The organism is Bacillus alkalicellulosilyticus (assembly GCF_002019795.1).
Classification (GTDB): Bacteria; Bacillota; Bacilli; order Bacillales; family Bacillaceae_F; genus Bacillus_AO; species Bacillus_AO alkalicellulosilyticum.
This window is the reverse complement of sequence record NZ_KV917381.1, coordinates 1081217-1103823: the sequence shown is the minus strand read 5'-3', so window position 1 is coordinate 1103823 and position 22607 is coordinate 1081217. Positions and strand designations below refer to the sequence as shown.

Below are 22607 nucleotides of genomic sequence, written 5' to 3'. Positions count from 1 at the left end.
GAACAAAAGTAGGGTAAGACACTAAAGGGGTCCTATTATATCAGCGTTGTGATTCTTTTACTCAAACGCCCAATGGCAATATTGGCTTCTTGAAGAACCGTGTGTTTATCCATGGTTTTTATGATGCGGTTTTCCATTACGACTCTTCCATTAATTATCGTTGTCTCCACATCGGACTTAGAAGCTGAATATACGATTCTTGAAATCGGGTCAACCCCATAGGAAGGGAAACTATGGAAATCTTGTAAATTTAAAATAGCCAAGTCCGCTTTTTTTCCAACTTCAATACTGCCAATTTCATGAGCCATTCCCATTGCTTTGGCACCGCCAATCGTCGCCATTTTAAATACAGTCCTCGCGTCCATCGAAGTAGGACCATGTACTGACTTTTGAATAAGAGCAGCTAATCTCATTTCATTAAACATGTCTAAGTTATTATTACAAGGCGCCCCGTCTGCACCTAAACTGACAGAAATGTTTTGTTCTAAAAGATGAGGAATTTCTGCAATTCCTGATGCAAGTTTCATGTTAGAACCTGGGCAATGACTTACCTTTACTCCTTTTTCTTTAATAATCCGCTTTTCATTTTCATCTAACCAAATGCAGTGAGCTAGTATTAATCTTTCATTTGCTAGGCCTATATGCTCTAAATAGGCAATGTTACGCATCCCTGTTTCATGTTCAACTATTGCGATTTCACCACGGTTTTCAGAAGCATGTGTGTGAACATTCACGTTGTAATGACTAGACAAATGACCAACTTCTCTCAAGAGCTCCTCCGTACATGACACCACAAAGCGCGGTGAGAAGGCATACTGAATTCTTCCATTATCATACATGTGCCATTTTTCTAATAAATCAACACTTTGCTGAATCGACTCCGATGTTTTTTCTTGTAAGCGTTCTGGTACTTCTTGTCCTTTGTCCATCATAACCTTACCAGTTAAGGCTCGAATTCCACTTTCAGCGATCGCTTGAATCGCATAGTCAGTATGATGAACGGTTTCCATGTCAACAATAGAGGTCGTTCCACTTTGAATAAGTTCTCCAATCCCAAGTAAGGCTGAGTAGTATATCGATTCTTCATCATGAGCAGCTTCTAGCGGCCAAATTCTTTTCTTTAACCAATCCATTAATTCTAAATCATCCGCTTTTCCCCGGAAAAGAGTCTGACATAGATGAATATGCGTTTGAATAAATCCTGGAATTACGGTTCGATTACGGGCATCTATGACTTTATCGATTCCTTGAGCAGATACCTCTTTTCCAATGGCTTTAATTCGATCATTTTCTATTAAAATATCACCAATAAAAACCTCTTCCTTCTCATTCATCGTAATGATCTCAGCGTTTTTTATTAAAATCGTAGGCACAACAACCACTCCACTCTTTCTATTTGTGTTATTACCGATTCGAATACAATCTAGTTGCTTTACAAACATAAAGCTACGAAAAATATGCATGAACTCACATATTCTTCGTAGCTAGGAATTTACGGTACCTTAGTAGAAACCCTCAACCCATATTATTGAGGTTATACGAAAAATGATTAAATTTTTTTTACTACAACATTGCTAATGCCTGTTGATAGTCTTCTTGTGTGTCGATGTCAAATATCACATTGGCATCTTGGACTGGAATTATTCTTTTATCCGTACATGTATGAAAAAGCGCACGTCCTCCTTCATCTCCATGTAAGACAGAAAAATTGATTGATTGATAATGACCTAAAAATACTGGATGTCCTGGAATGCCACGGTAGGACGGGCGAATCATAAACGGCATATTTCTTTTAACTGATAATTTTAGAAACCCTTCCGTTAGGACTAGTGCTGTCGTTTCTATTTGAATATATGGCTGATCTCCTAGAAATATCATCGTTCCTTCTAGCGTTTTATCAATATGTTCAAACGCTGTTTGTATTGACGTGCTTTGACCTTGGTAATACCTGTTATTATCGACCCATCTTACTCTCTTATCTTCAATACGAATCGCTTGCTTTATTTTTTCACCTTGATAACCTACAATAATGTAAACATGGGTAAAAGGATGTAAAAGAACTTGATTAATTACATGTTCAAGCATAAAATTCTCATTTAATTTCAACAATTGCTTTGGTCTCCCCATTCTTGTGGAGCACCCTGCTGCTAAAATAATCGCACTAACCGATTTCTCCATATTAATTACCCAGTTTCCTTGAATACATTTCTTTGCCTTTTCTTCTTCTTTTCTTTGGCTCTATTGGCATTTCTTACTTGTATTAGTTGACCTATAATACTGATGCTAATTTCTTCCGCTCCTTCAGCGTCAATCGAAAGGCCTACCGGTGAATGAACCCACGGAGGTACTTCCTCAGGAAACATTAATTTATCAGTCCGACTTTTTGGCCCTAATATCCCTAAATACCTTGGTCTATTTTTAATAAAGTAAGATAAGATTTGTTGGTCTCTTTCAAAGTGATGAGTCATGAGTAAGACAAAACTATTTGATTTAAATTCCCTTTTACAAAGATACGTTTCAGGGTGCTTTACAATAAGTTCTGTCGCATCTGGAAAACGTTCTCGACAACAGCGGTCACTTCTAGGGTCAATGATAATGGGTGAAAAATCCAAACTAGCTGCTAACGGTACCAAGGGCTCCACATCAGACCCTGCACCAAAAATGTAAAGATTCTCTTTAGGTTCATAACGTTCAAACATGAAACCATTTTGATATTCAAAAAAATAGCCTTCAAAGAGAAATGTTTTTACCATATTCATTACGGTATTCGTTTTTATTTCCTCGGAATCACTAATACATTCTCCCTGTTCCGTGATACAAAGCCTACTCCCTTTCACTTCGCCAGAGACACCCCTAACAGAAAGAAGTGTTTCGCCATTTTGTAAGGCAACATACACTTGTCTCCAAAACTCATCCCAACATACCGGTTCAATGAAGACCTCTATTTTCCCATTACACCCTGCCCCTACTCCCCAGCCCGCATCTTCTTCTGAACGTAAATCATATGGTTGGATGATTGCTTCTTTATTATCAATAACTTCCAATGCTCGGTGAAGCAAATCTTCTTCTAAGCATCCAGCACTAATCGTTCCATATCGTTCACCTTTACTTCCTAGTAGCATTTTTGCTCCTTCTTGTCTGTAGGCTGAACCCGCAATTGAAATAACAGTTGCCATAGCAAATGTAATTGTCGGGTGTTTTTGTAAGACTTCTAAATATCGATATAAATCTTTCATAAGCATACCCCGCTTATATGATAGTTTTATCTGTATTCTTCTCTATGTCACTTACACGTTTTAACACTCTTAGAATTCCTCCATAGCCAGTACAACGACATAAGTTTCCAGACAACCCTTCCTTTAATTCTTCATATGAAGCTTTAGGATTTTCATTGAGTATCCCTTTTAAGGTCATAATCATTCCGGGCGTACAATATCCGCATTGAAATCCTCCTTCTTCGATAAATGTTTGTTGAATTAGTTCCAACTTGTGCTCGCCTATACTTTCAATTGTTTCAATCTTTCTTTGGTCACACTGGTAGGCCATCGTTAAACACGAATTGTGTGGCTTACCATCTATCAACACCATGCAAGCGCCGCATCTACCAATCTCACAAGAAATTTTTGTTCCTGTCAGATTCAAGTCCTCTCGAAGGATATCAACTAACCGTTTTTCAGGAGAGACTCTCAGATGAACATCATTACCGTTCAGCTGAAAACCGATTTGAAAATTTGAATTAGCTTCAATGGCTAGTAGATTTTTTTCGTTCATCAACTAGCACTCCCTCCTTTCCATCCATTCCGGCTAGTGGTACTAGTAATTCTTCTTTTGATATCGGAAGTTTTGTTATCCATTTTCCTGTCGCTTGTTTAATGGCTGCTACAATGGCTGGAGCAAGAGCGACCGACCCCACTTCACCTACCCCTCGAGGACCAAACTGATCATCAGGAGGTAGTTCCTCGATAGCTTCCACACGCTGCTCCTCTGGTACATCAAGAAGGGTAGGAATAAGATACGTATCAAGATTTTTTGTCAGATATCTACCTTTTTCCATGACGGCATCTTCTGTGAGCGTAAAACCAAGAGCCATAATGCTCCCACCTTCAATTTGTCCTAGATATCCCATCGGGTTAACGACGGGACCAGCCGCTACTGCATGGTCAATCTCGTTTACGGTGACGGTGCCAGTTAGACCATTCACTTCAACTTCGACCACAACCGCTGTACAAGTATAAAGATAATGTCCTCCGATTACCGGGTCGGGTGTAACCGGAAAATGAAATTCAGTAGAACACTCAATTCCTTCTTTTCCTTCATCAATTAGGTCTTGATAAGAAATAACCAACTGACCTGTTTCCTTACTCCACATTCCCCCAACACCCGTTTTGAGCTGGTCTTTTGGAATGTGTGTGAGTTGACTGGCTCTTGTTGTTAATTCATCCAAAAAGGGAGTTTTGAGACGTTGCAACGCCTGCCAAATCATACTGGTTGAACGAGATGCTGTCGAAGAACCACTATGAGGAACTCGTGCCGTATCGCCTATAATGATGTGTATATCCGTTCGGTCACACCCAAAGATGTCTTGAATGATTATTTCTAATGTGCCAATGATTCCTTGCCCAAACTCTTCATAACCAAATGCAACTTCTATCTTTCCTTCACCATTTATGCGAATTATTCCGCCGGCTGGATCTGGTATACCATATCCTAGTCCTGAGCCATGCATCGCGATTGCCGCTCCAATCCCACGACTTATCCACGGAAAACCACTTGTCTTTACAGATTCTCGTTTCTCCCATAACGGGGAGCGCTGAATTCCATCCCATACTTGAAAAGCTCCGTTTGTATGAACAATATGTTGCCCCAAAGGGCCTAAATCATCTTCTTCTCGTAAATTTCTTCTTCGTAACTCCCACGGATCGATATTTAATTTCTCAGCTAATCGATCGAGCTGCCCTTCTAAGGCAAATATCACTTGGTTTCCACCGAATCCTCGAAACTCACCTGAGACCCCATTATTTGTGAACACCGCTTTTCCGTTTACCTCAACATTTTCTATGATATAAGGGCCCATGGAATGCTCTGTTGCAAAGTTTAAAACAGGTGCACCTAACGTGGAATATGCACCGGTATCAGATAAAATATCAACTTTGTGGGCTACTAGCTTACCTTCTGAATTTACACCAGTCTTCATCGTTACTTTCATTGGATGTCGTTTTAGTCCCGCTCTTACCGATTCCCACCTAGAGTTATGCATTTTAACGGGGTTCCCACACTGCAGGGCAAGCAACGCTCCATACGGTTGAACATTTAACTCATCCTTCCCGCCAAAAGAACCTCCTATTGGACTAGAAATCACTCGAATAGCTTCTTCTGGAATGGCTAATATACGTGAAAGTTGCATTCGGTCTTTATAGCCATGCTGAGTCGCAGCATACACAGTCAAGTTTCCGTTTGTCTCGGGAACAAAAACGCCACCTTCTGTTTCCAAATACGTATGCATTTGACGAGGAGTGTAATACGTTTCTTCGACTACAAAAAGACAATCTTGAAAGTTCATATTGCCTCTCACATAATGAGTTTGGTGAAGAATATTTCCATTTACATGAAGGGGTGGTGCACTCGGCTTTAAAGCTTCTTCTGGTGAATTAATGACAGGAAGCTCTTCATATTGGACTTCTATAAGAGCTAATGCTTTTTCTGCAATTTCGTCACTTACTGCCGCTACTGCTGCAATGGCATCTCCCTCATATTGAACCTTCTCTTCACAAAACACAGGTTGGTCTGGATTACTAATTCCAAACCCATTCAATCCTGGGACATCAGCATGGGTGAGAACCGTTACCACTCCCGGGAGTTCCATCGCTTTTGAGATATCAATCTTAGTAAGGGTGGCATGGGGATAAGCGCTTCTTAGCACTCTACCATAAAGCATGTTAGGAAACTTTAAATCTGTTAAATACCTCAGCTTCCCTTTTACCTTATCTTCACCATCCGGTCTGGGTTTCCACTTTTCAGCGCTTGTCTTCCGATTCAAAAGCATTGTGATCACCGCCATTCTTAAAGCTTTCTCCAATCAGATACATTTCACTACAAATCAAGTTAGCTACAACACTCTTTTTATATTCAATAGATGAAAAAGCATCTGGACTTGCTTCAAATTCCTCATATATAGTCGAATAAAGCATCTTTATTAACTCGTAAGTGTACAGTTGATTTTCTAGTAATTTTTCGGACCGATATAGTTTCATTGGAAACGAGAGGCCTCCTCCCGCTGCTAAACTAACGCTTATAAACTCACCAGCTTGAATCGTTCCCCTCCCAGCTACTGTCACATCTGAAGGGATAAACGTTTCCCTTCTTCCAACTTTAGTAAAAAAAGAAATATACTTCTTTTCTATACTTTTCTCCTCAGGTATCAATATTTCTACAAGTACACGCTCTTCAGGAATGGCACCTGGGATTTGTCGACTCAAAATCCAAGTTTCGATCGGCTCAGTTTCAAATTCACTCCCAGTAAACCACCTTAGTTTTGCACCTAAGATGAGGAGAGCTGGTATCACATCACCTTTTTCTGTTAACACATTTCCCCCGATTGTGGCCTGATTACGAATGGAGGGTGCCGCTATTCTTTGACAAGCCTCACGCAATGGGCTACATTCTGCAATCATTGGATGCTTAATACATTCAGCCAATGTAGTCAAGGCACCTATACGTATCTCCTTACCTTCTAACCCATCTTGTTCATAAATCCCTTTCATTTCTGTAATGTGTTCTAAGCTAATAAGATGATCTTTCATGTTTTGAAGTTTCGCCTCCCATTGGGTTCGAAGCCATGTTCCACCAGAGATGAAACTATATTGATTGGGCTCGATTTGATTACAGGTATCCCATAACTCTTCCAACGTTTTAGGACTCCAGACGTTGCGATTAACTAGCAAAACATCCCCCTCCTCTCTCTCATGTTTTTTATTTCCTTTCAATAAAATAGCTAGCGTAGGAATGATTGAAAATGACTGTAGATTAATTCAAGAATAGTGTTTTGGTGTAGTGGGTATTGGAATTGGTAGGTTAAGGATGAGGTAATTTTTATTCCATTCGTTTTTTAGAACTGTTTTTTATTACCTCTATTTTGCCTTAAATGACAACAGTACGGATAAAAAATGTCAGGTCATCTCACGTGGAAATTATTCTTAGGTAAGATAATTTCCTGTCCATAATTATAGGCACTGAAAAAGTTGGTTTTTAACTTTTTCAGTGCCCTGTATTTTAGCTTTGTCTCACCCTTAACGTAAGAACTAATATCCAATGGCTAACCCATCACCCCTCGGGTCCGCTCCAGCTAATTTCACCTTACGTTCTTCATCTATTAAAATCGCTCCAGCATGACCCATAATGTCACTAAACTCTTCTACAAGTTCGACTGAATGTCCCGCTTTTTTCAGGCCTTGTATCGTTTCTTCTTTTATTCTAGATTCTACTTTTACACCATTGGAACTGGCTCCCCACGTTCTACCATAAAGCCAGCGCGGAGCTTCAATCGCTTCCTGCACCTCATATCCATAGTCTATAATCCTAGTAACAAGGGCTGCTTGCGTTTGTGGCTGCCCCTCTCCTCCCATCGTTCCATATACTAAGTAAGGAGCATCTCCTTTACAAAGCAAAGCAGGGTTTAACGTATGAAAAGTTCGCTTTTTCGGTTGTAAACAATTAATATGCTTGTCATCAAGTGAAAAAAAGCTTCCTCTATTTTGAAGTAGCACTCCCGTTCCTTTTGGGATAATTCCAGATCCAAAATCATGATAGATGCTTTGAATCAGGGAAACCGCATTCCCTTCCTTATCAACAACCCCAAGCCACACCGTATCACCCTTTGGATCTAATTGTTGTTCCATTCCAAAGGATTGGGTAAAATCAATGTTTCTTGTTAATTCTTCTGCTCGCTGAGGAGATATCAACTTCTCTACAGGTATCTCAAAAAAATCTGGATCTGTGAGCCATTGATCTCGGTCTAAAAACGCTTGTTTTGTCGCTTCAATTATCAAATGAAAATACTCGAATGACTCAGCCTCAATAAAGTCTAAATCAAACTGATTTAGTATATTTAAAATCGATAAAGAGGCAAAACCTTGGGAGTTTGGAGGTAGATTGTAAGCTTGGTAGCCACGATAGCTAACGGAAATAGGCTCAACCCAATCCGAACAATGCGTAGCAAAATCATTTGTTGTTAACACTCCCCCTTGTTCCTCTAAGTCCGACACCATCTGTTTTCCAATATGACCACGATAGAAAACATCACTTCCTCCTTCTGCAATGTCTTCTAGCGTTACTGTTAAATCTGGTTGTTTCATTAGTTCACCCACACGGAATGGCATTCCAGTTTCTTTCAAATACACTTTTTGATATTCCGAAAATCGTTGTAAATACCTAAAGTTCTCATCCTGTTTTTCTAGATTAACCTTTGTCCAGAACTCTTGACTTGAAGTAACAGGAAATCCTTCTTTCGCATATTGAATGGCTGGTTGAAGAAGGTCACTCCAAGAAAAACGACGATGTATATGTTCTATTGCATAGTCATACGCTTTTTCCCACCCTGCCAAGGCTCCTGGTACGGTATTCGCTGATAATACTCCTCTTGGAGGGATAGATGTTAAACCTTGTTTATGATAAAAGTCAATGGTCGCAAGTTCACCAGAACGACCGCTGCTATTTATACCCTTTATCTCTTTTTTTTTAGCATTATAAATAAGCCAAAAATTATCTCCCCCTATACTATTCATATGAGGATACACTACTGAAAGCGTTGATGCTGCCGCAACCGCTGCCTCTATAGCATTTCCTCCATTTTGTAACACCTGCATGCCTGCCTGTGATGCAAGGTAATGTGGGGTCGTTATGATTCCGTTTGGCGCCATAGTAGTCGGTCGATAGGCTTTATTTTGATAGGACATCGTTTGCTCTCCTTATCCTATATTTTCAAAAAAATATTAAAAGTAGGGATTGTAAAAAAAAGATATTTCAATAACAATATACCTTTTTGGGCAATACGATAGCTAACTTATTAAATATGTTCATGTTAACGATTCTTTAGCTTCCCCGATACGTGCTATATCCTCCGGGAGCTACAAGTAAAGGGACATGGTAATGCTCTTGTTCAGACGTAATACAAAACCGTATCGGTACAAGGTCTAAAAAAAGAAACTCACGTAGTCTACCTCCTTGTCTCGCATAATAATCACCAACAAAAAAGATTAATTCATAGGTTCCTATTTTTAACTCCTCTTTTTCTAAAATCGGTTTGTCTACCCTTCCATCATCGTTTGTATAGAACGTTTTTAGTAATTTTTTTTCAATAGTAGAACGGCGCCATACCTCTACTTTCATCTCACTTGCCGGTTGACCACAACTGATATCTAATACATGAGTTGTTAACTGTCCCATCTTCTAGTTTTCCTTTTCATAGTGTTCTAAATCTTTTTGGTTCATAGAAAAACCCTGAAAACCAAATGGAGGGCGTGGGTCTGTATACACTTTCCCACCTTCTACTCCTGGAACGTGTTCAACAATGGTGTCCCATGTTCGATTATTCGATTCAAAAGATACCTCCTCTAGTTGAGGGAACCTTTTTAAAATACGTAAGCCAATGTGATATATTAAGTTTTGGATGGAGGGTAAATTCGCTTCATGAAATACAGCCTGCACAAGGTGAGTTACTTGCTCAGCACAAACATACTGTTCTGGTCGTTCGCCTGTTGCATCCCTTTCATTTTTATACATCCAATAAATATTTAAATATATAAAAAGCGGACGGTCATGGGCTTCTCGTAGAGTTGTATATTCATCTTTTATATACCCTGTAAACGAGCTTCCTCTAACCTTGATAAGTCGTAACCCTTCCACTCCACTTTGCTGATAAACCACCTCATATTCATTTTCTTTTGTTCTTTCAATTTCATAAGAAGCTGTTGGAGATTCGATTGGCGCTTGTCGAAATACAAGCTTACTAGGTTCAAAGCCTTGTACTGAGGGGACGTCTACATCTGTAAAAGGAATTTGTTTTCCGGTCAAAGCTACGCCTTTAATATGGGAATACGTGTCAAGGAATCGTTCTCCGATAAAAACAAAGAAGCCTTCCATTGTCGACCCTTTATACATTCCGGCATGTCGTAAAATAAAATTCTTCATGGAGTCTGTTGTAATAACTAATGAATTATCACCATTTGTAAAAGAAGTTAAAAAGTCCTGGCCTTTTAGTGCCACTTTAATATCCATCCCTAAAATAATGTTACTACGCCCTTTACAATTGGATTCCGGAATTTCTCGAATTCCTTCTAACGGCGTTGCATAACTTCTGTAGACAAATACATCTCCTTTTCCGTAGTACATTGTTCGGTCCATTGTTCCCTTTTTCTCTATCACTTCTTTTTTCATTTTAACGACTCCCCTCGTTTAATTTACAATTAAATCTATTATTCTAAATTGAACAATCTTACAAACCTCTTGAATCGCCGTTTTGATTTCCTCATCAGACTCATTATTCATTCTTTGTTCCATATGCTCTTTAATGGAATATTTATCATGCCCACGCACCGCTAAGATAAATGGGAAACCAAATCTTTGAACGTATCTTTGGTTTAGTGTAGCAAAGGCGTTATACTCAACTTCGGTAAGGAATTGTAGGCCAGCATTTCTTTGTTCTGCCTTCGATGCATCCGAAATTACCATTCTCGTACCTAAATCCGGGTGAGCTCTTAGTAGTGAAAGTTGAAGAGTTAATTCTGAATCCGTAACAATTTGAATCATCATACGATACATTTCGTCTACAGTACTAAAAGGCCTATAATGAATAGCTTGTTCAGACACCCAAGGGGAGTTCTCGAACACTATACCGATTTTCTCGATAAATTCTTTATCTGAAAGTTTATTTACTTCATCCATTGTAAACAACATCAATCACCTGTCCTTTACAGTCTTATTGCTCTGACCTTTTACCTGATCATAAATCAACGCCATACTATCGTCATTGGAGATAGTGACTAAAAAAATAATCATGAATTGTATAAGATAGCTAATAGAGGCCTACCTCTCTTCCTTCAGCTTTTGAAGCTCTAATTTCTCCATCTTGGTAAATGACTCTACCCCGAACAATCGTAGCTGTAATCATACCCTTCATTTTCATGCCTTCATAAGGTGAATATTTATTTTTGGTGAGAATGTCAGATTTGGTTACTACCTTTTTTAACTGTTTATTAAAAATAGTGAAATCTGCATCGGTCCCGATTGCAATCCTGCCTTTTTTGTTTTTTAGACCGAACCGTTGAGCCGCATTCGTTGATAAAAGTGAAGTGATATCTGTAAGTGGAATCTCTCGCTTTAAAGCTTCACTTACAAAGAAGGCAAACCCAAATTGAATTCCTTGAATCCCACCCCAGGCCTTCCAAATATCCTTTTCACCATCATGTTTCATTGAAAATAGACAAGGTGAGTGATCTGTTCCAATCAAATCAACCCACCCATTTTGAATGCATTGCCAAAGCTCTTCGACAACCTTTCGATTCCTTAAGGGTGGTGCACACTTTAATAACGGACCTCGTCTCCTAAAATCATCATCCGTAAAAAGCAAGTAATGTGGACACACCTCTGCACTCACATTAAACCCTTGCTCTTTCATTTCAAAAATCTTTTGAATCGCTGTTGGAGAGCTAACATGAACAAAGTGAACCATAGCTTCAACTTCCTTGACGATTTGTAATGCATGTTCAATGGCTTCATCTTCGGCACAAAGAGGTCGACTTTCTAAAAAGGCTTCGCGGTCAACCCTCTTTGATTCTTTCAAAATGTCTGTATTCGCTTTTATGAGCTCATTATCCTCGGCATGTAATGCTAATACCTTCCCTAACTTCTTGCATATTTGCATTGCTTTTTTAAGTTTTGATTTAGGGAGACATGGAAAGTCATCGATTCCACTTTCCGACAAAAATGCTTTAAATCCTGCCACTCCAGATTCTTTCATCTTTATCAAAGTTTCTTCTTTTTCAATATTCTCTGAAGTAATGCCACCCCAGAATCCATAGTCAATGAACGCTTTGGTTTGAACATGATTTCTTTTTTTCTCAAGAATAGAAACATCCACTACAGCAGGTGAACTGTTTAATGGCATATCAAATACGCTGGTAATTCCACCTGCTGCTGCAGCCTGACTCCCTGTAAGGAAACCTTCCCATTCTTCTCTTCCTGGGTCATTAAAATGAACATGAGTATCAATAAATCCAGGCAAAACATAGCTATCTGTTGCATCAATTACTTTAGTAAACCTTGACTCATCCTGCTTATGCGGAGAAATGTCGGTAACAACACCACCATTAACAGAGATTTGGGCGTTTTTCAAAGAATCATCTACTAGGACAATCCCGTTTTTAATTAATAATTGTTCCATCTCATCCCCCCTACTCCACGATGTATTCACTTCCCATTTTGGATGATCTGACCATAAAAACTTTAAATTCTGTAAGATAATATCTCAGAAAAGTTTCCAATGGTTCTTTATTTCTGTACATTGTTAACATAGGAAACGAAAAAAATGAGATAAAAATCAAATATTTCATGCAAGTGTTTTTATAAACAAAGCATAATCTAAGCCCCTGTCGACGTCTGATACCTAGAGACGTTTTTTATGTACCACCACCATCCCTATTTAAGGAGTGACATATATGAGACTAACTGAAATGTTAACTCTTCCTACTTTTAAGGAAGCAGCTGTAGTAGCAGGGCACCAAGGGTTATCTAATACCGTTCAGTCAGTTAATCTAATGGACGCCCCAGATATTATTGATTATTTAAATAAGGAGCAATTGCTTTTAACAACGGCATACTCCCTTAAAAATAATCCTGATGCACTTTATGACTTAGTTAAGCAAATGGCTAAGCAAGGGTGTGCAGGCTTAGGTGTAAAAACAAAACGTTTTATCGAAGAAATTCCTAAAAAGGTCATTGCCGAAGCTGATCGATTACATTTTCCAATTATTGAACTACCGTTACAACATTCATTAGGTGAAATGTTGAAAGAATCATTGGGATGTATTTTAAAAGAACGAACCGATGAGCTACACTATGCTTTAAATATCCATAAGAAGTTTACTACTATCATAATAGAGGGGGGCGGCTTTTCTAATATTATTGATAGCCTTTCAGCGATAATAGAAGCCCCAGTCATTCTATTAAACTCCCGCCTCGATGTCATGGCGGCATCGGAAGGAATTGATAAGGATTCTTTTTTTGAGGTATACTGGTTTATTCATGAAAAGGTTCTTGATAAAGAGGTTCAGTCCCATCAAATCGTTACAATGCCCACTGATGAATATACTGGGCTTTACAACGAATTTTCGTTGTATCCCATAAACACGGCGAACCAACAAAATGGATATCTTATTCTGTTGGGGGAACCGTTAACTAAACAATATCCATCCTTACTTGCAGTGGAGCAAGCAAGCAATGTCATTTCATTTGAATTTATGAAGTTACATGCAATAGAACAACAAGCTAGAAGAGTTAAGAATGAGTTTTTCATTGATTTGGTTGATGGGACGATTAGTAGTGAAAAGGAAATTTTTAACCGGGGGAAGATGTATAATATTCTTCCATCGTTACACTATGTTTGTGTGTCGAGTAAATCTGATTTCATCTCTGATTTCAGCACACACCCTCTTCAGGTTGAAAAGGAAACTAGGAAAAAGCATGACCGGATATATGAATTATTAGAATCTGTTTTATTAAATGACTTTGAAACGAGTGTCCTTTTTACAAAAGGGGATATCTTCACCATGTTAATTGGTTTCGCCTTTTATAATGAAGAAGTAGAACAACAAATTACGGAAATCGTGAAACAAGCTCAAGCTGAATTAAAGTTTACATTAGGGGATTCTTTTTCTTTTGGGATTAGCAATTATTGTGAAAATGTAATCGATATTTCAACGATTTATCGTGAATCTATTAACGCTCTCTACTCGGGCTTTCGTGAGAAACAAAAGGGGTTTATAAAGACGTATCGAACAAAGGAGTTAACAGAGCTTTTTAAAGTTATTCCACTTCAAAAGTTAAAAGATTTTTACAAATCCTCATTAAAAGAACTAGCATTCCCAATTGAAAAAGAAAAAGAGGATTTACTTGAAACCTTAGCCACCTTTTTAAACCATAACTGCCAAATCGCTGAAACAGCAAAAGCCATGTTCATTCACCGGAATACCGTAATTTACCGTATTAAGAAGTGTGAAGATATCCTAGGAAGGGATATAAAAGATCCCGACGAATCAATCCGCCTTAGAATGGCATTCCTCATAAAATCGATTCTCTAAACGCAAATTTACTTTTAGAGAATGGAGAAACATTTTTTCCATGCCTTTGATTGTCGTGACAATAGCTACACTCGTTACCAAGCTTTTAAGATTTCAAACGTTACGCACAATGCTAAGAGGGCACTGAAAAAGTTAAAAAAAACCTATCTTTTTCAGTACCCTCGATTTATAGCGCTCCTTTTTAAGCATCCTCAAATCTCTATTATTCTACTTTAAAGGTCATTCCCTCATTTCACTTCATGAATCGTTTCACTAATATTATTCACAATAAACTCCTGGTCCTCCTTTGTAATGATTAATGGGGGAGCAATGGTGAGAACATTATTAAATCCAGCTACAGTGGCCCCATTCTTCCCAATAATTAAACCGCGTTCTTTACATCTAGCATAATAATTTGGTTCACAATGTCAACTTGAAGTGGCTTCTTTGTTTCCTTATCGGCAACGAGCTCAATTCCTATCAAAAGCCCTTTTCCTCTTACATCTCCCACATATCTGTGATTTTCTAATCTTGACTTCAAGCTGGCAAGTACTTGTTCTCCAATTTCTTTAGAGCGTTGACAAAGCTTTTCATTTTCCAAGATTTCTAAATTTTTTAGAGCAAGTGCACATGCGGCTGGATTTCCACCAAATGTATTGATGTGACGAAAATACTCATATTCTTCGGTTCCTTTAAAAGCTTCATAGATTTCTTTTTTTACAGCTGTTGCCGATAATGGAAGGTAAGCACTCGTTAGGCCTTTAGCCATTGTAATGATATCAGGACTTACCCCATAGTTCATAAATCCAAATAATTCTCCCGTTCGACCAAAACCACAAATGACTTCATCCGCTATTAAAAGGGCTCCATGCTTTTCACACACTTCCTTTACACCCTTCATATAGCCTTCAGGTGGAAGTAACACTCCTCCACCTGTAATAATAGGTTCCATAATCACCCCAGCAATGGTTTCACTTAGTTCCCATGTCATCACGCGGTCAATCTCTTGAACAGAATGTAATTCATGTGTATCAGTCGTAGGATGATCGTTTGAACGATAGGAGTCAGGTGGAGCAACATGGATAAATCCAGGTGCAAGTGGTTCATACTTATACTTTCTTTGAGCCTGACCAGTTGCTGCAAGGGAACCCATCGAATTTCCGTGATAGGCACGATATCTTGAGATGAATTTATAACGGTGACCTTCACCTTGCTGTTGGTGATATTGCCTGGCAATTTTAAATGCCACCTCATTAGCTTCGGAACCACTATTTGAGAAAAAAATAACATAATCTTCACTAAGCATCTCGTTTAATTTTTCTGCTAGTTCGATGGCTGGGAGATGGCTTTGAGTCAAAGGGAAATACGATAATTGCTTTAACTGTTCAAAAGCTGCCTGCGCTAATTCCTCTCGACCATAGCCAACATTTACACACCATAACCCTGACATTCCGTCTAAATAGCGTTTTCCTGTTATATCCGTGACCCATGCTCCTTTGGCTTCTGTTACAACCATTGTTGCGTTAGGGTTATAAGGTTTCATTGAATGCCACACCAATTGGTCGTCCTTTCGTTTCACCTCTTCAGATGGCTCCAACCTATCCATTTGACCCCTCCTATCTACAGGTTACCTAAAAGTCATATCTAGACGTAATCATTTTCTTGCGCGTATAAAAATTTACTCCGTCTTTCCCATTTACATGAAGGTCTCCATAAAAAGAATCCTTCCACCCTGAAAAAGGAAAAAACGCCATTGTTGCAGGTACCCCTACATTGACTCCGAGCATTCCAGCGTCAGCTTCTTCACGAAATTGTCGAACCGCACTAGCATCCTTTGTATAGATGGTTGCACCATTTCCGTACCTAGATTTCTCAATGTATGATAATCCCTCGCCTAAATCTTTTGCACGCAATAAACTGAGCACTGGGGCAAATATTTCATCTTTAGCAATCGTCATCTCAGGTGTCACATGGTCAAAGATAGTCGGGCCTAAAAAGTTCCCTTTAGCAAATTGACTCATTTGATTGCGACCATCCAAAATCAGGTCAGCCCCTTCTTCCTCTCCTGTTTTAATGTAGCCCAAAACCTTTTCTAGATGAGACTTTCGAATGACAGGGGTTAATAACACTTCATCATCTAGTCCACTACCTATCACTAATTCACTAGCCTTTTCTTTCAATGCTTGAACAAACGACTCTCCATTACCAATAACCACAACTGCACTACAAGCCATGCATCGTTGCCCCGCACTTCCGAAGGTGGAACTAATGATATGCTGAACTGCCTTCTCCATATCAGCATCCGGCATCACAATATGATGATTTTTTGCTCCAGACAAGGCTTGCACTCGTTTGCCTTGACCTGCAGCTCTTTCATACACATACTTTGCAACTGGCTGCGATCCAACAAAGGAAATAGCACGAACATCTTCGTGTTCAAGTAATCCGTTTACGACATCATGTGCACCATGAACTAGGTTTAACACACCATCTGGTAAGCCCGCTTCAGTAAATAGTTTGACTAACTCATTGGCTAATAATGGCGTTCGTTCAGATGGCTTTAAAACAAATGTATTTCCACAAACAACGGCTAGAGGAAACATCCAGAGCGGAACCATCATCGGGAAGTTAAACGGTGTTATTCCACCGACTACCCCAAGCGGAAAACGAAACATCTCCGAATCAATGTCCTCGGCAATCCCCGATAACGTTTCACCCATTAATAAAGATGGAGCCCCAGCTGCAAACTCTACACACTCAAGACCTCTTTGTACTTCACCATAAGCTTCTTTAAAAGCTTTTCCATTCTCTAAAACAATCAATTTAGCAAGCTCTTCATGCTTTTCTGTAAGTAATTGATGATATTTAAATAGAATTCGCGCTCGTTTTGGTACCGCTACTTTTTTCCATGATTTAAATGCTTCTTTTGCTGCGTCAACAGCTAGATTTACATCTTCCTTTGAAGAAATGGGTACGGTTGCAATCACTTCACCTGTGGCTGGGTTCATTACATCTTCGACTGTTTCAGACTTTGAAATCACCCAGTTTCCATTTATAAAATTTTTTAACGTCGATGTTTTCTTGACGACTGTCATTTGTTGCCCTCCCTTATTGCCTTAATTTTTCCCTATATCTTATTATTATCTATCTCAAAACGTCTTTCATTGGACAATATGAAAAATCGCTTTAGTTTTATATAGACGTTTTGTCTAGTTTAGGTTGTTCTTGTTTATAAACTGAAGTGGCTTCTAAATACTCTTGTGCCAATAACATCAATTCTAAAGCTAACCTTTTATTTTGTTGCATGAAATCTGTTCCTAACAGTTTCTCGAGCTTTTCCAATCTATGATAGAGTGTTTGCCTGACAATGAATAACTGTTTTGCCGTCTCTTGCTTTGAGCCATTACAGGATAGGTACGTCTTTAATGTTGTAACTAATTCACCGTTATGTTTTTTATCATATTGAATGACAGGTTCTAAATATTCCATTACTAGCTCATCTAATTGACTGTGCTTATTCATAATCGCAATCATTCGGTATAGGTGAAGGTCGTCGTAGAAAAAACTTACATTCTCTGAGGATAATGTATGTTGGAGTCTCAACACTTCTTTTGCAGTTTGATAGCTTTGGTCTATTTTTTTTAATTCAATTACATATTTTCCTACTCCATATGTAAGAGTAGAAAATTTTAAAATGCTATGATTCTCTTCGCTTTTTATCTTCTCTATTACCGTGGAAAGTCGCTGCTTCCAATTTTCTATAGAACGTTGATTAATGATGACATAAATAGCATAGTGTTCCTTTTCCGTCAAAAATAAATAAAACCCTTGTTGCTCTAACAATGTCCGGAAATATCGATTAAAAAACGGTTTATCCATAGAGTTTACGGAAGCTCCAGGATGCTTCGAACATAAACAGACAACTCCTCCATTTACTTTTGTTCCAGTTCCATGGTAAGAAAGATATTCCCCTATTTCTTCTTCTGTATGTTCACCTTCAATCCATGTATTCATCCATTCAATCTCTTGGGCCTGTTTCTTTTCTTCTACATATAAATCTCGTAAAATAAGTTGGGATAGTGCCGTTACAGTACGGTCTAAAATTAACAAATCAAAATCGGTAAGTGGCTTTTTTCCAATAAGAAACAACTCGCCATAGACCTTTCCTAGTAACTGTACTTCCTGGCTAGCCACTTGTTCCTTATCTTCTTCCTTGCGGTTCGTAATTTTTTCTATAAGCTGTTGTCTTTGTTTTCCCTTCACATTTGAGACTACATGTACCTTGGCTTTTAAAAATACAACATCGATGGCAAGGTATTCATGTAAAAATAAAATGATTTCTTCATGATCTTCTATTGTAAGTAGCTTTCGATTTAATTGTTGTGAGTACGTTTCTAAATTTGATATATTTTGGTATTGTGTATTGATTAATAATGCATGAATATCTTGAGTGATCTCAACAAATGGTACTTCTTTTAAAAATAAGATGATTGGAAACTGATATTGATTGGCTAGGTGAACAACATCAATTGGAATAACATTCATGTACGTCCCTTTCTCAATACATAGACCTGCTACCCCACATTCAATTAACTGTGTCACAAATGAAAGAAATAGTTGTTTGTTTTGATGCCACCCTAAACCGGTTGTTAAAATAAGTTCATTTCCATTTAATAGATTTTTGATTTGTGACACCTCTACTACGTGAACCCATTTTACCTGTTTACTTAGTCCTTTCTCCCCTGCAACAAGTTCAATCTCTTCAAAATGCTTCCGCTTCATTATTTCTTCAACCGTTATAAACGATTTCATCTCCTCACCTCATCAGAAAAAGTGACCATGTCGCTGTTAGGGGGGATTTTTTTCTCTTGTCCCCCCTGACATGTTAAGTGGCAGTATACTGCTGAATAATAAGGTAGGAAAAGTATTTACGTGCTTCCGCCGTTTTGATATGAAGACGTTCATACTCCGTTACTTTCTTCTTTGTTCTGCTAAACTCAACAAAAGCTCCACTAAGGTTTTCTGTTACGCCTATGATTTGATAACCTTGTTGTATCAAGTAATCTATTTCATCTCTTTCTGCAAGAAACTCTTGATACTCTGACATCAATTTCCCTCCAATTCATTTAAGCTACCGTCGAATCCTCTTTCTTTTCCTCAATTACCCAATCACGACCAACCGATATTCCTAGATACTTTTCATCGCTTGGATCTATAATTTCAGCTTGCTCATATTTCTTAAACCACCAATATTTTGCTAAGAAATAATAGACAATTCCTCCGACAAAAAAACCTACAATAAAGGCGTAGTTCGGAAAGAAAAGAGCTAAACCACCACCGATAATCCAAGCTAAAAAACCGGCAATATTAATTCCACCTTTATAGTGAAATTGTCCGTTATTTTTATATAAATCTGGAACATTTACACGACGTCCTCGGAGTAAATAATAATCAGAAATTAAGATTCCGACGATAGCTGATAAAATACCCGCGCAAATTAAAAGAGCTGGAATGATAATATCAAATAAACTCCATGGTTGAACGACAATCCCAACGATTCCAGCTGCGACAACCCCAGCCCAGAAAGGAATCTTTGGTCCTCCCACATTTGAAAAAATAGTCGCAGCTGGAATCAAATTCGCAGAAGTATTGGTTGACCATTGTGCCAACACAATCATTAATAGCAACATACCTAGAACAACTCCTGTTGCTGCTTCCTGAAGTGCAACAACAGGGTCATAATTTGAAACGGCAATATAAGAAACAGCCCCAATGACCACCATAAACGTTTGCACAAGAGGATGAGCAATAAGATTCCCGACAATCTGGCCTTTATTTCGTTTAAACCAATTTTTTTCAAACTTAGGAGCTTTTATAAAGCGAGAAAGGGAAGGCATATCAGAAGCAAGAGTTCCCCAGAACCCCATGTTTGCCATCATCACAATCATAAAGGCAGTAAATGCAGCTCCTCCTGTAACAGGACTTTCAACCCAAGCCCATACATCTCGTCCTTGTTGAAGTGCTTGTTCTGATAGGGTAATATACATCCAACCTGAAATGATAATAATCGTCGGTGCTGCTAAATCAGCAAATCTCTCAACTGCTTTTATTCCTAGGGAAGTATTTACTACCTGAAGAGTTCCAAAAATAAGGAAACATACAAACCAATTGTCAAATCCAACTAGTGTTGCTAATATGGCATTCATCGCTGTTGATCCAAAGAATGTATTAATTCCAAACCAACATGAAGCAACAAAGCCACGAACAATAGAAGGGATATGAGTTCCTACTGTTCCAAACGGAGCTCTCATATAAACAGGAAAAGATAGACCATGCTCAACTCCTATATCTCCTGTTAGTGTCATTAAAAAACCGAGAATGACACACCCAATAATCGTTGCTAAAATGACCAAGCTTAACGGTAAGCTTTGTACACCAGAGCCGCCAATTGCAAATGCTGCTAATACGACTGCCATCCCAACCCAGATAAAAGCAAAACCAAACGTTCCTACTTTTTTTGCCCCATGTCGTATTGGCAACAAATCAGGTGATTGTAAATAATTATCCTTTTTACTCATCCTAAAGCCTCCTCTTTTTAGAGGGCACTGAAAAAGTTCGGTTTTTAACTTTTACAGTGCCCTCGAAGCAATGTGCGTAACCGTTGCATTTTTTAAAGTTTGCTACGAGTGGGTTTTTCGTAGCAGACGGGCAACGAGTGGAGCCATTGCAACAATAATCAAAGGCACTGAAAAAGTTCGGTTTCTAACTTTTACAGTGGCTTCCTCTTTTTATTCTTTTTCAATTCACTAGACAACACAACATGACAGCTTCTGGGATTCTAGTTGGTCAACGATTTAATAAGAGAGCTCCTCAAGTTGGTCTTGATCCCCCCTTAACTCGCCGTATTTTGCTCTTTTTATATAGTGGCCCCGACCAGGCTTACCAACAAATTGTTTATCCTTTACAACGAATTCACCGCGAGAAAGGACTGAAACTGGTTCTCCGGTCACTTTCATTCCTTCAAATGCACTATAGTCTACAGCTAAGTGATGTGTACTTGCTGAAATTACTCTTTCGATGTTTGGGTCAAAAATGACAATGTCAGCATCTGCACCAACAGCAATTGTTCCTTTATGAGGAAACAATCCAAATAACTTTGAAATTCTAGTAGAAGTTATATCTACAAATTGATTTAATGTAATTCTTCCTTTTTTCACTCCCTCTGAAAAGAGAATGCTCACTCTATCTTCTATCGTCGGACCTCCATTTGGGATTTTCGTGAAATCCCCTCTCCCAAGGTCTTTTTGGCCATTAAAATCAAATGAACATTGATCAGACCCTAGTGTTTGGAGCTGTCCATTTCGTAAGGCATTCCATAACAATTCTTGATGGTGTTTTTCTCTTAGCGGTGGTGACCACACGTACTTTGCTCCTTCAAAATTGGGTTTTTCTAAATACGTTTGATCTAAAACTAAATACTGCGGACAAGTCTCTCCCCACACATCAAATCCTTTGTTGCGTGCTTCTGCTATTTTCTCTACCGCATCACCACAGGATACGTGAACAACATATAATTGAGAGTTTGCTAGACCCGTAAGCTGTGCTGCTCTTCCTGTCGCTTCTCCCTCAATTTCTGGTGGTCTTGTTAATGCATGATAGATTGGGTCGGTATTTCCATCAGCGAGAGCTTTTTTCGTAAGATAATCAATGACATCTCCATTTTCAGCATGAACCATCACTAACGCACCTAATTCTCTGGCTGTTATAAGAGTTCTAAACAACGTTTCATCATCTGCTTGAAAAACATTTTTATAGGCCATAAATACTTTAAAAGAAGTAATTCCTTCATTATCAATTACAACCGGAAGTTGGGCCAATACATCTTCATTTATTTCACTAATCATTAAATGGAAACTATAATCAATAACAGCTTTATCTTTTGATTTCGCATGCCATGTTTCAATGGCGTCCTGTATCGGTTTTCCCTTTTGAGTTAGACAAAAGTCGATGACCGTCGTTGTTCCTCCGAAGGCAGCAGCGATTGTCCCAGATTCAAAATCATCTTTTGTTACAGTACCACCAAACGGCATATCAAGGTGAGTATGTGGATCAATCGCTCCTGGAAACACATAACATCCTTTCGCATCAATAACCTCATCAGAACTGGTAGCTAAATTAGTTCCAATGGCAACGATTTTTCCTCCTTCTATGATGATTTCTGCTTCATACGTGTCAGCTGCCGTTACAATCACACCATTTTGAATAACTTTTCTCATT

General features: G+C 38.6%; 17 protein-coding genes, 1 pseudogene and 1 riboswitch. Of the genes and pseudogenes, 1 reads left to right on the top strand and 17 read right to left on the bottom strand.

Features of this window, described 5'->3' with window-relative positions; translation table 11 throughout:
- Positions 1-35 precede the first annotated feature (35 nt).
- The 11 genes from BK585_RS05640 to allB form a co-directional block, all read right to left on the bottom strand.
- Positions 36-1373 (bottom strand): 5'-deoxyadenosine deaminase, encoded by a 1338-nt coding sequence (locus BK585_RS05640; RefSeq protein ID WP_078556639.1) that lies wholly within the window; start codon positions 1371-1373, stop codon positions 36-38.
- An 88-nt stretch (positions 1374-1461) separates the two neighbouring features.
- Positions 1462-1562, bottom strand: a riboswitch (purine riboswitch).
- 1 nt (position 1563) lies between these two features.
- A complete protein-coding gene (locus BK585_RS05635; protein ID WP_078552508.1) occupies positions 1564-2178 on the bottom strand; it encodes a nucleotidyltransferase family protein in 615 nt (204 codons plus the stop codon).
- A gap of 5 nt (positions 2179-2183) precedes the next feature.
- Complete coding sequence (locus tag BK585_RS05630) at positions 2184-3236, bottom strand: XdhC family protein (protein WP_170885486.1); 1053 nt, start codon at positions 3234-3236, stop codon at positions 2184-2186.
- A gap of 13 nt (positions 3237-3249) precedes the next feature.
- On the bottom strand, positions 3250-3771 hold the full coding sequence (locus BK585_RS05625) for a (2Fe-2S)-binding protein (RefSeq protein ID WP_078552505.1): 522 nt from the start codon (positions 3769-3771) through the stop codon (positions 3250-3252).
- Complete coding sequence (gene pucD / locus BK585_RS05620) at positions 3743-6043, bottom strand: xanthine dehydrogenase subunit D (protein WP_078556637.1); 2301 nt, start codon at positions 6041-6043, stop codon at positions 3743-3745. Before pucD ends, BK585_RS05625 begins: the two co-directional genes overlap by 29 nt.
- A complete protein-coding gene (locus tag BK585_RS05615; RefSeq protein WP_139367500.1) occupies positions 6015-6941 on the bottom strand; it encodes an FAD binding domain-containing protein in 927 nt (308 codons plus the stop codon). Before BK585_RS05615 ends, pucD begins: the two co-directional genes overlap by 29 nt.
- A gap of 357 nt (positions 6942-7298) precedes the next feature.
- The gene (gene ggt / locus BK585_RS05610) at positions 7299-8951 is read right to left on the bottom strand and encodes a gamma-glutamyltransferase (protein WP_078552501.1); all 1653 of its coding nucleotides are present in this window, start codon (positions 8949-8951) and stop codon (positions 7299-7301) included.
- A 136-nt stretch (positions 8952-9087) separates the two neighbouring features.
- On the bottom strand, positions 9088-9441 hold the full coding sequence (uraH, locus tag BK585_RS05605) for a hydroxyisourate hydrolase (RefSeq protein ID WP_078552499.1): 354 nt from the start codon (positions 9439-9441) through the stop codon (positions 9088-9090).
- Between the two features lie 3 nt (positions 9442-9444).
- Complete coding sequence (gene pucL, locus BK585_RS05600) at positions 9445-10431, bottom strand: factor-independent urate hydroxylase (protein WP_078552497.1); 987 nt, start codon at positions 10429-10431, stop codon at positions 9445-9447.
- Positions 10432-10449: 18 nt separating this feature from the next.
- Positions 10450-10950, bottom strand: coding sequence for a 2-oxo-4-hydroxy-4-carboxy-5-ureidoimidazoline decarboxylase (gene uraD, locus BK585_RS05595; protein WP_078552495.1), 501 nt, complete (start codon positions 10948-10950; stop codon positions 10450-10452).
- A 118-nt stretch (positions 10951-11068) separates the two neighbouring features.
- The gene (gene allB / locus BK585_RS05590; protein ID WP_078552493.1) at positions 11069-12436 is read right to left on the bottom strand and encodes an allantoinase AllB; all 1368 of its coding nucleotides are present in this window, start codon (positions 12434-12436) and stop codon (positions 11069-11071) included.
- Between the two features lie 274 nt (positions 12437-12710).
- On the opposite strand from allB, the gene BK585_RS05585 reads away from it, so the two are divergent.
- Positions 12711-14351 carry a PucR family transcriptional regulator gene (locus tag BK585_RS05585; protein ID WP_078552491.1) on the top strand — a complete coding sequence of 547 codons (1641 nt, stop codon included), beginning with the start codon at positions 12711-12713 and terminating at the stop codon, positions 14349-14351.
- Positions 14352-14578: 227 nt separating this feature from the next.
- Here the strand turns inward: BK585_RS05585 and BK585_RS05580 are convergent.
- The 6 genes and pseudogenes from BK585_RS05580 to hydA form a co-directional block, all read right to left on the bottom strand.
- Positions 14579-15936: pseudogene (locus tag BK585_RS05580) on the bottom strand (aminotransferase).
- A 25-nt stretch (positions 15937-15961) separates the two neighbouring features.
- Positions 15962-17425, bottom strand: a complete 1464-nt coding sequence (locus BK585_RS05575) for a CoA-acylating methylmalonate-semialdehyde dehydrogenase (RefSeq protein WP_078552489.1) — start codon at positions 17423-17425, stop codon at positions 15962-15964.
- A gap of 97 nt (positions 17426-17522) precedes the next feature.
- Positions 17523-19142: a PucR family transcriptional regulator gene (locus BK585_RS05570; RefSeq protein WP_078552487.1), complete on the bottom strand. Its 1620-nt coding sequence runs from the start codon at positions 19140-19142 to the stop codon at positions 17523-17525.
- A gap of 73 nt (positions 19143-19215) precedes the next feature.
- A complete protein-coding gene (locus tag BK585_RS05565; RefSeq protein ID WP_078552486.1) occupies positions 19216-19437 on the bottom strand; it encodes a hypothetical protein in 222 nt (73 codons plus the stop codon).
- A gap of 19 nt (positions 19438-19456) precedes the next feature.
- Positions 19457-20908: an NCS1 family transporter gene (locus tag BK585_RS05560; RefSeq protein WP_078552484.1), complete on the bottom strand. Its 1452-nt coding sequence runs from the start codon at positions 20906-20908 to the stop codon at positions 19457-19459.
- 276 nt (positions 20909-21184) lie between these two features.
- A complete protein-coding gene (gene hydA, locus BK585_RS05555) occupies positions 21185-22606 on the bottom strand; it encodes a dihydropyrimidinase (protein WP_078552482.1) in 1422 nt (473 codons plus the stop codon).
- Between the last annotated feature and the right edge of the window lies 1 nt (position 22607).

Bases quoted from the DNA above. Each gene is read 5' to 3' on its own strand.
- BK585_RS05635 (WP_078552508.1), bottom strand. From the start codon at position 2,178: ATGGAGAAATCGGTTAGTGCGATTATTTTAGCAGCAGGGTGCTCCACA.
- BK585_RS05630 (WP_170885486.1), bottom strand. From the start codon at position 3,236: ATGAAAGATTTATATCGATATTTAGAAGTCTTACAAAAACACCCGACA.
- BK585_RS05625 (WP_078552505.1), bottom strand. From the start codon at position 3,771: ATGAACGAAAAAAATCTACTAGCCATTGAAGCTAATTCAAATTTTCAA.
- pucD (WP_078556637.1), bottom strand. From the start codon at position 6,043: ATGCTTTTGAATCGGAAGACAAGCGCTGAAAAGTGGAAACCCAGACCG.
- ggt (WP_078552501.1), bottom strand. From the start codon at position 8,951: ATGTCCTATCAAAATAAAGCCTATCGACCGACTACTATGGCGCCAAAC.
- uraH (WP_078552499.1), bottom strand. From the start codon at position 9,441: ATGGGACAGTTAACAACTCATGTATTAGATATCAGTTGTGGTCAACCG.
- pucL (WP_078552497.1), bottom strand. From the start codon at position 10,431: ATGAAAAAAGAAGTGATAGAGAAAAAGGGAACAATGGACCGAACAATG.
- uraD (WP_078552495.1), bottom strand. From the start codon at position 10,950: ATGTTGTTTACAATGGATGAAGTAAATAAACTTTCAGATAAAGAATTT.
- allB (WP_078552493.1), bottom strand. From the start codon at position 12,436: ATGGAACAATTATTAATTAAAAACGGGATTGTCCTAGTAGATGATTCT.
- BK585_RS05585 (WP_078552491.1), top strand. From the start codon at position 12,711: ATGAGACTAACTGAAATGTTAACTCTTCCTACTTTTAAGGAAGCAGCT.
- BK585_RS05575 (WP_078552489.1), bottom strand. From the start codon at position 17,425: ATGACAGTCGTCAAGAAAACATCGACGTTAAAAAATTTTATAAATGGA.
- BK585_RS05570 (WP_078552487.1), bottom strand. From the start codon at position 19,142: ATGAAATCGTTTATAACGGTTGAAGAAATAATGAAGCGGAAGCATTTT.
- BK585_RS05565 (WP_078552486.1), bottom strand. From the start codon at position 19,437: ATGTCAGAGTATCAAGAGTTTCTTGCAGAAAGAGATGAAATAGATTAC.
- BK585_RS05560 (WP_078552484.1), bottom strand. From the start codon at position 20,908: ATGAGTAAAAAGGATAATTATTTACAATCACCTGATTTGTTGCCAATA.
- hydA (WP_078552482.1), bottom strand. From the start codon at position 22,606: ATGAGAAAAGTTATTCAAAATGGTGTGATTGTAACGGCAGCTGACACG.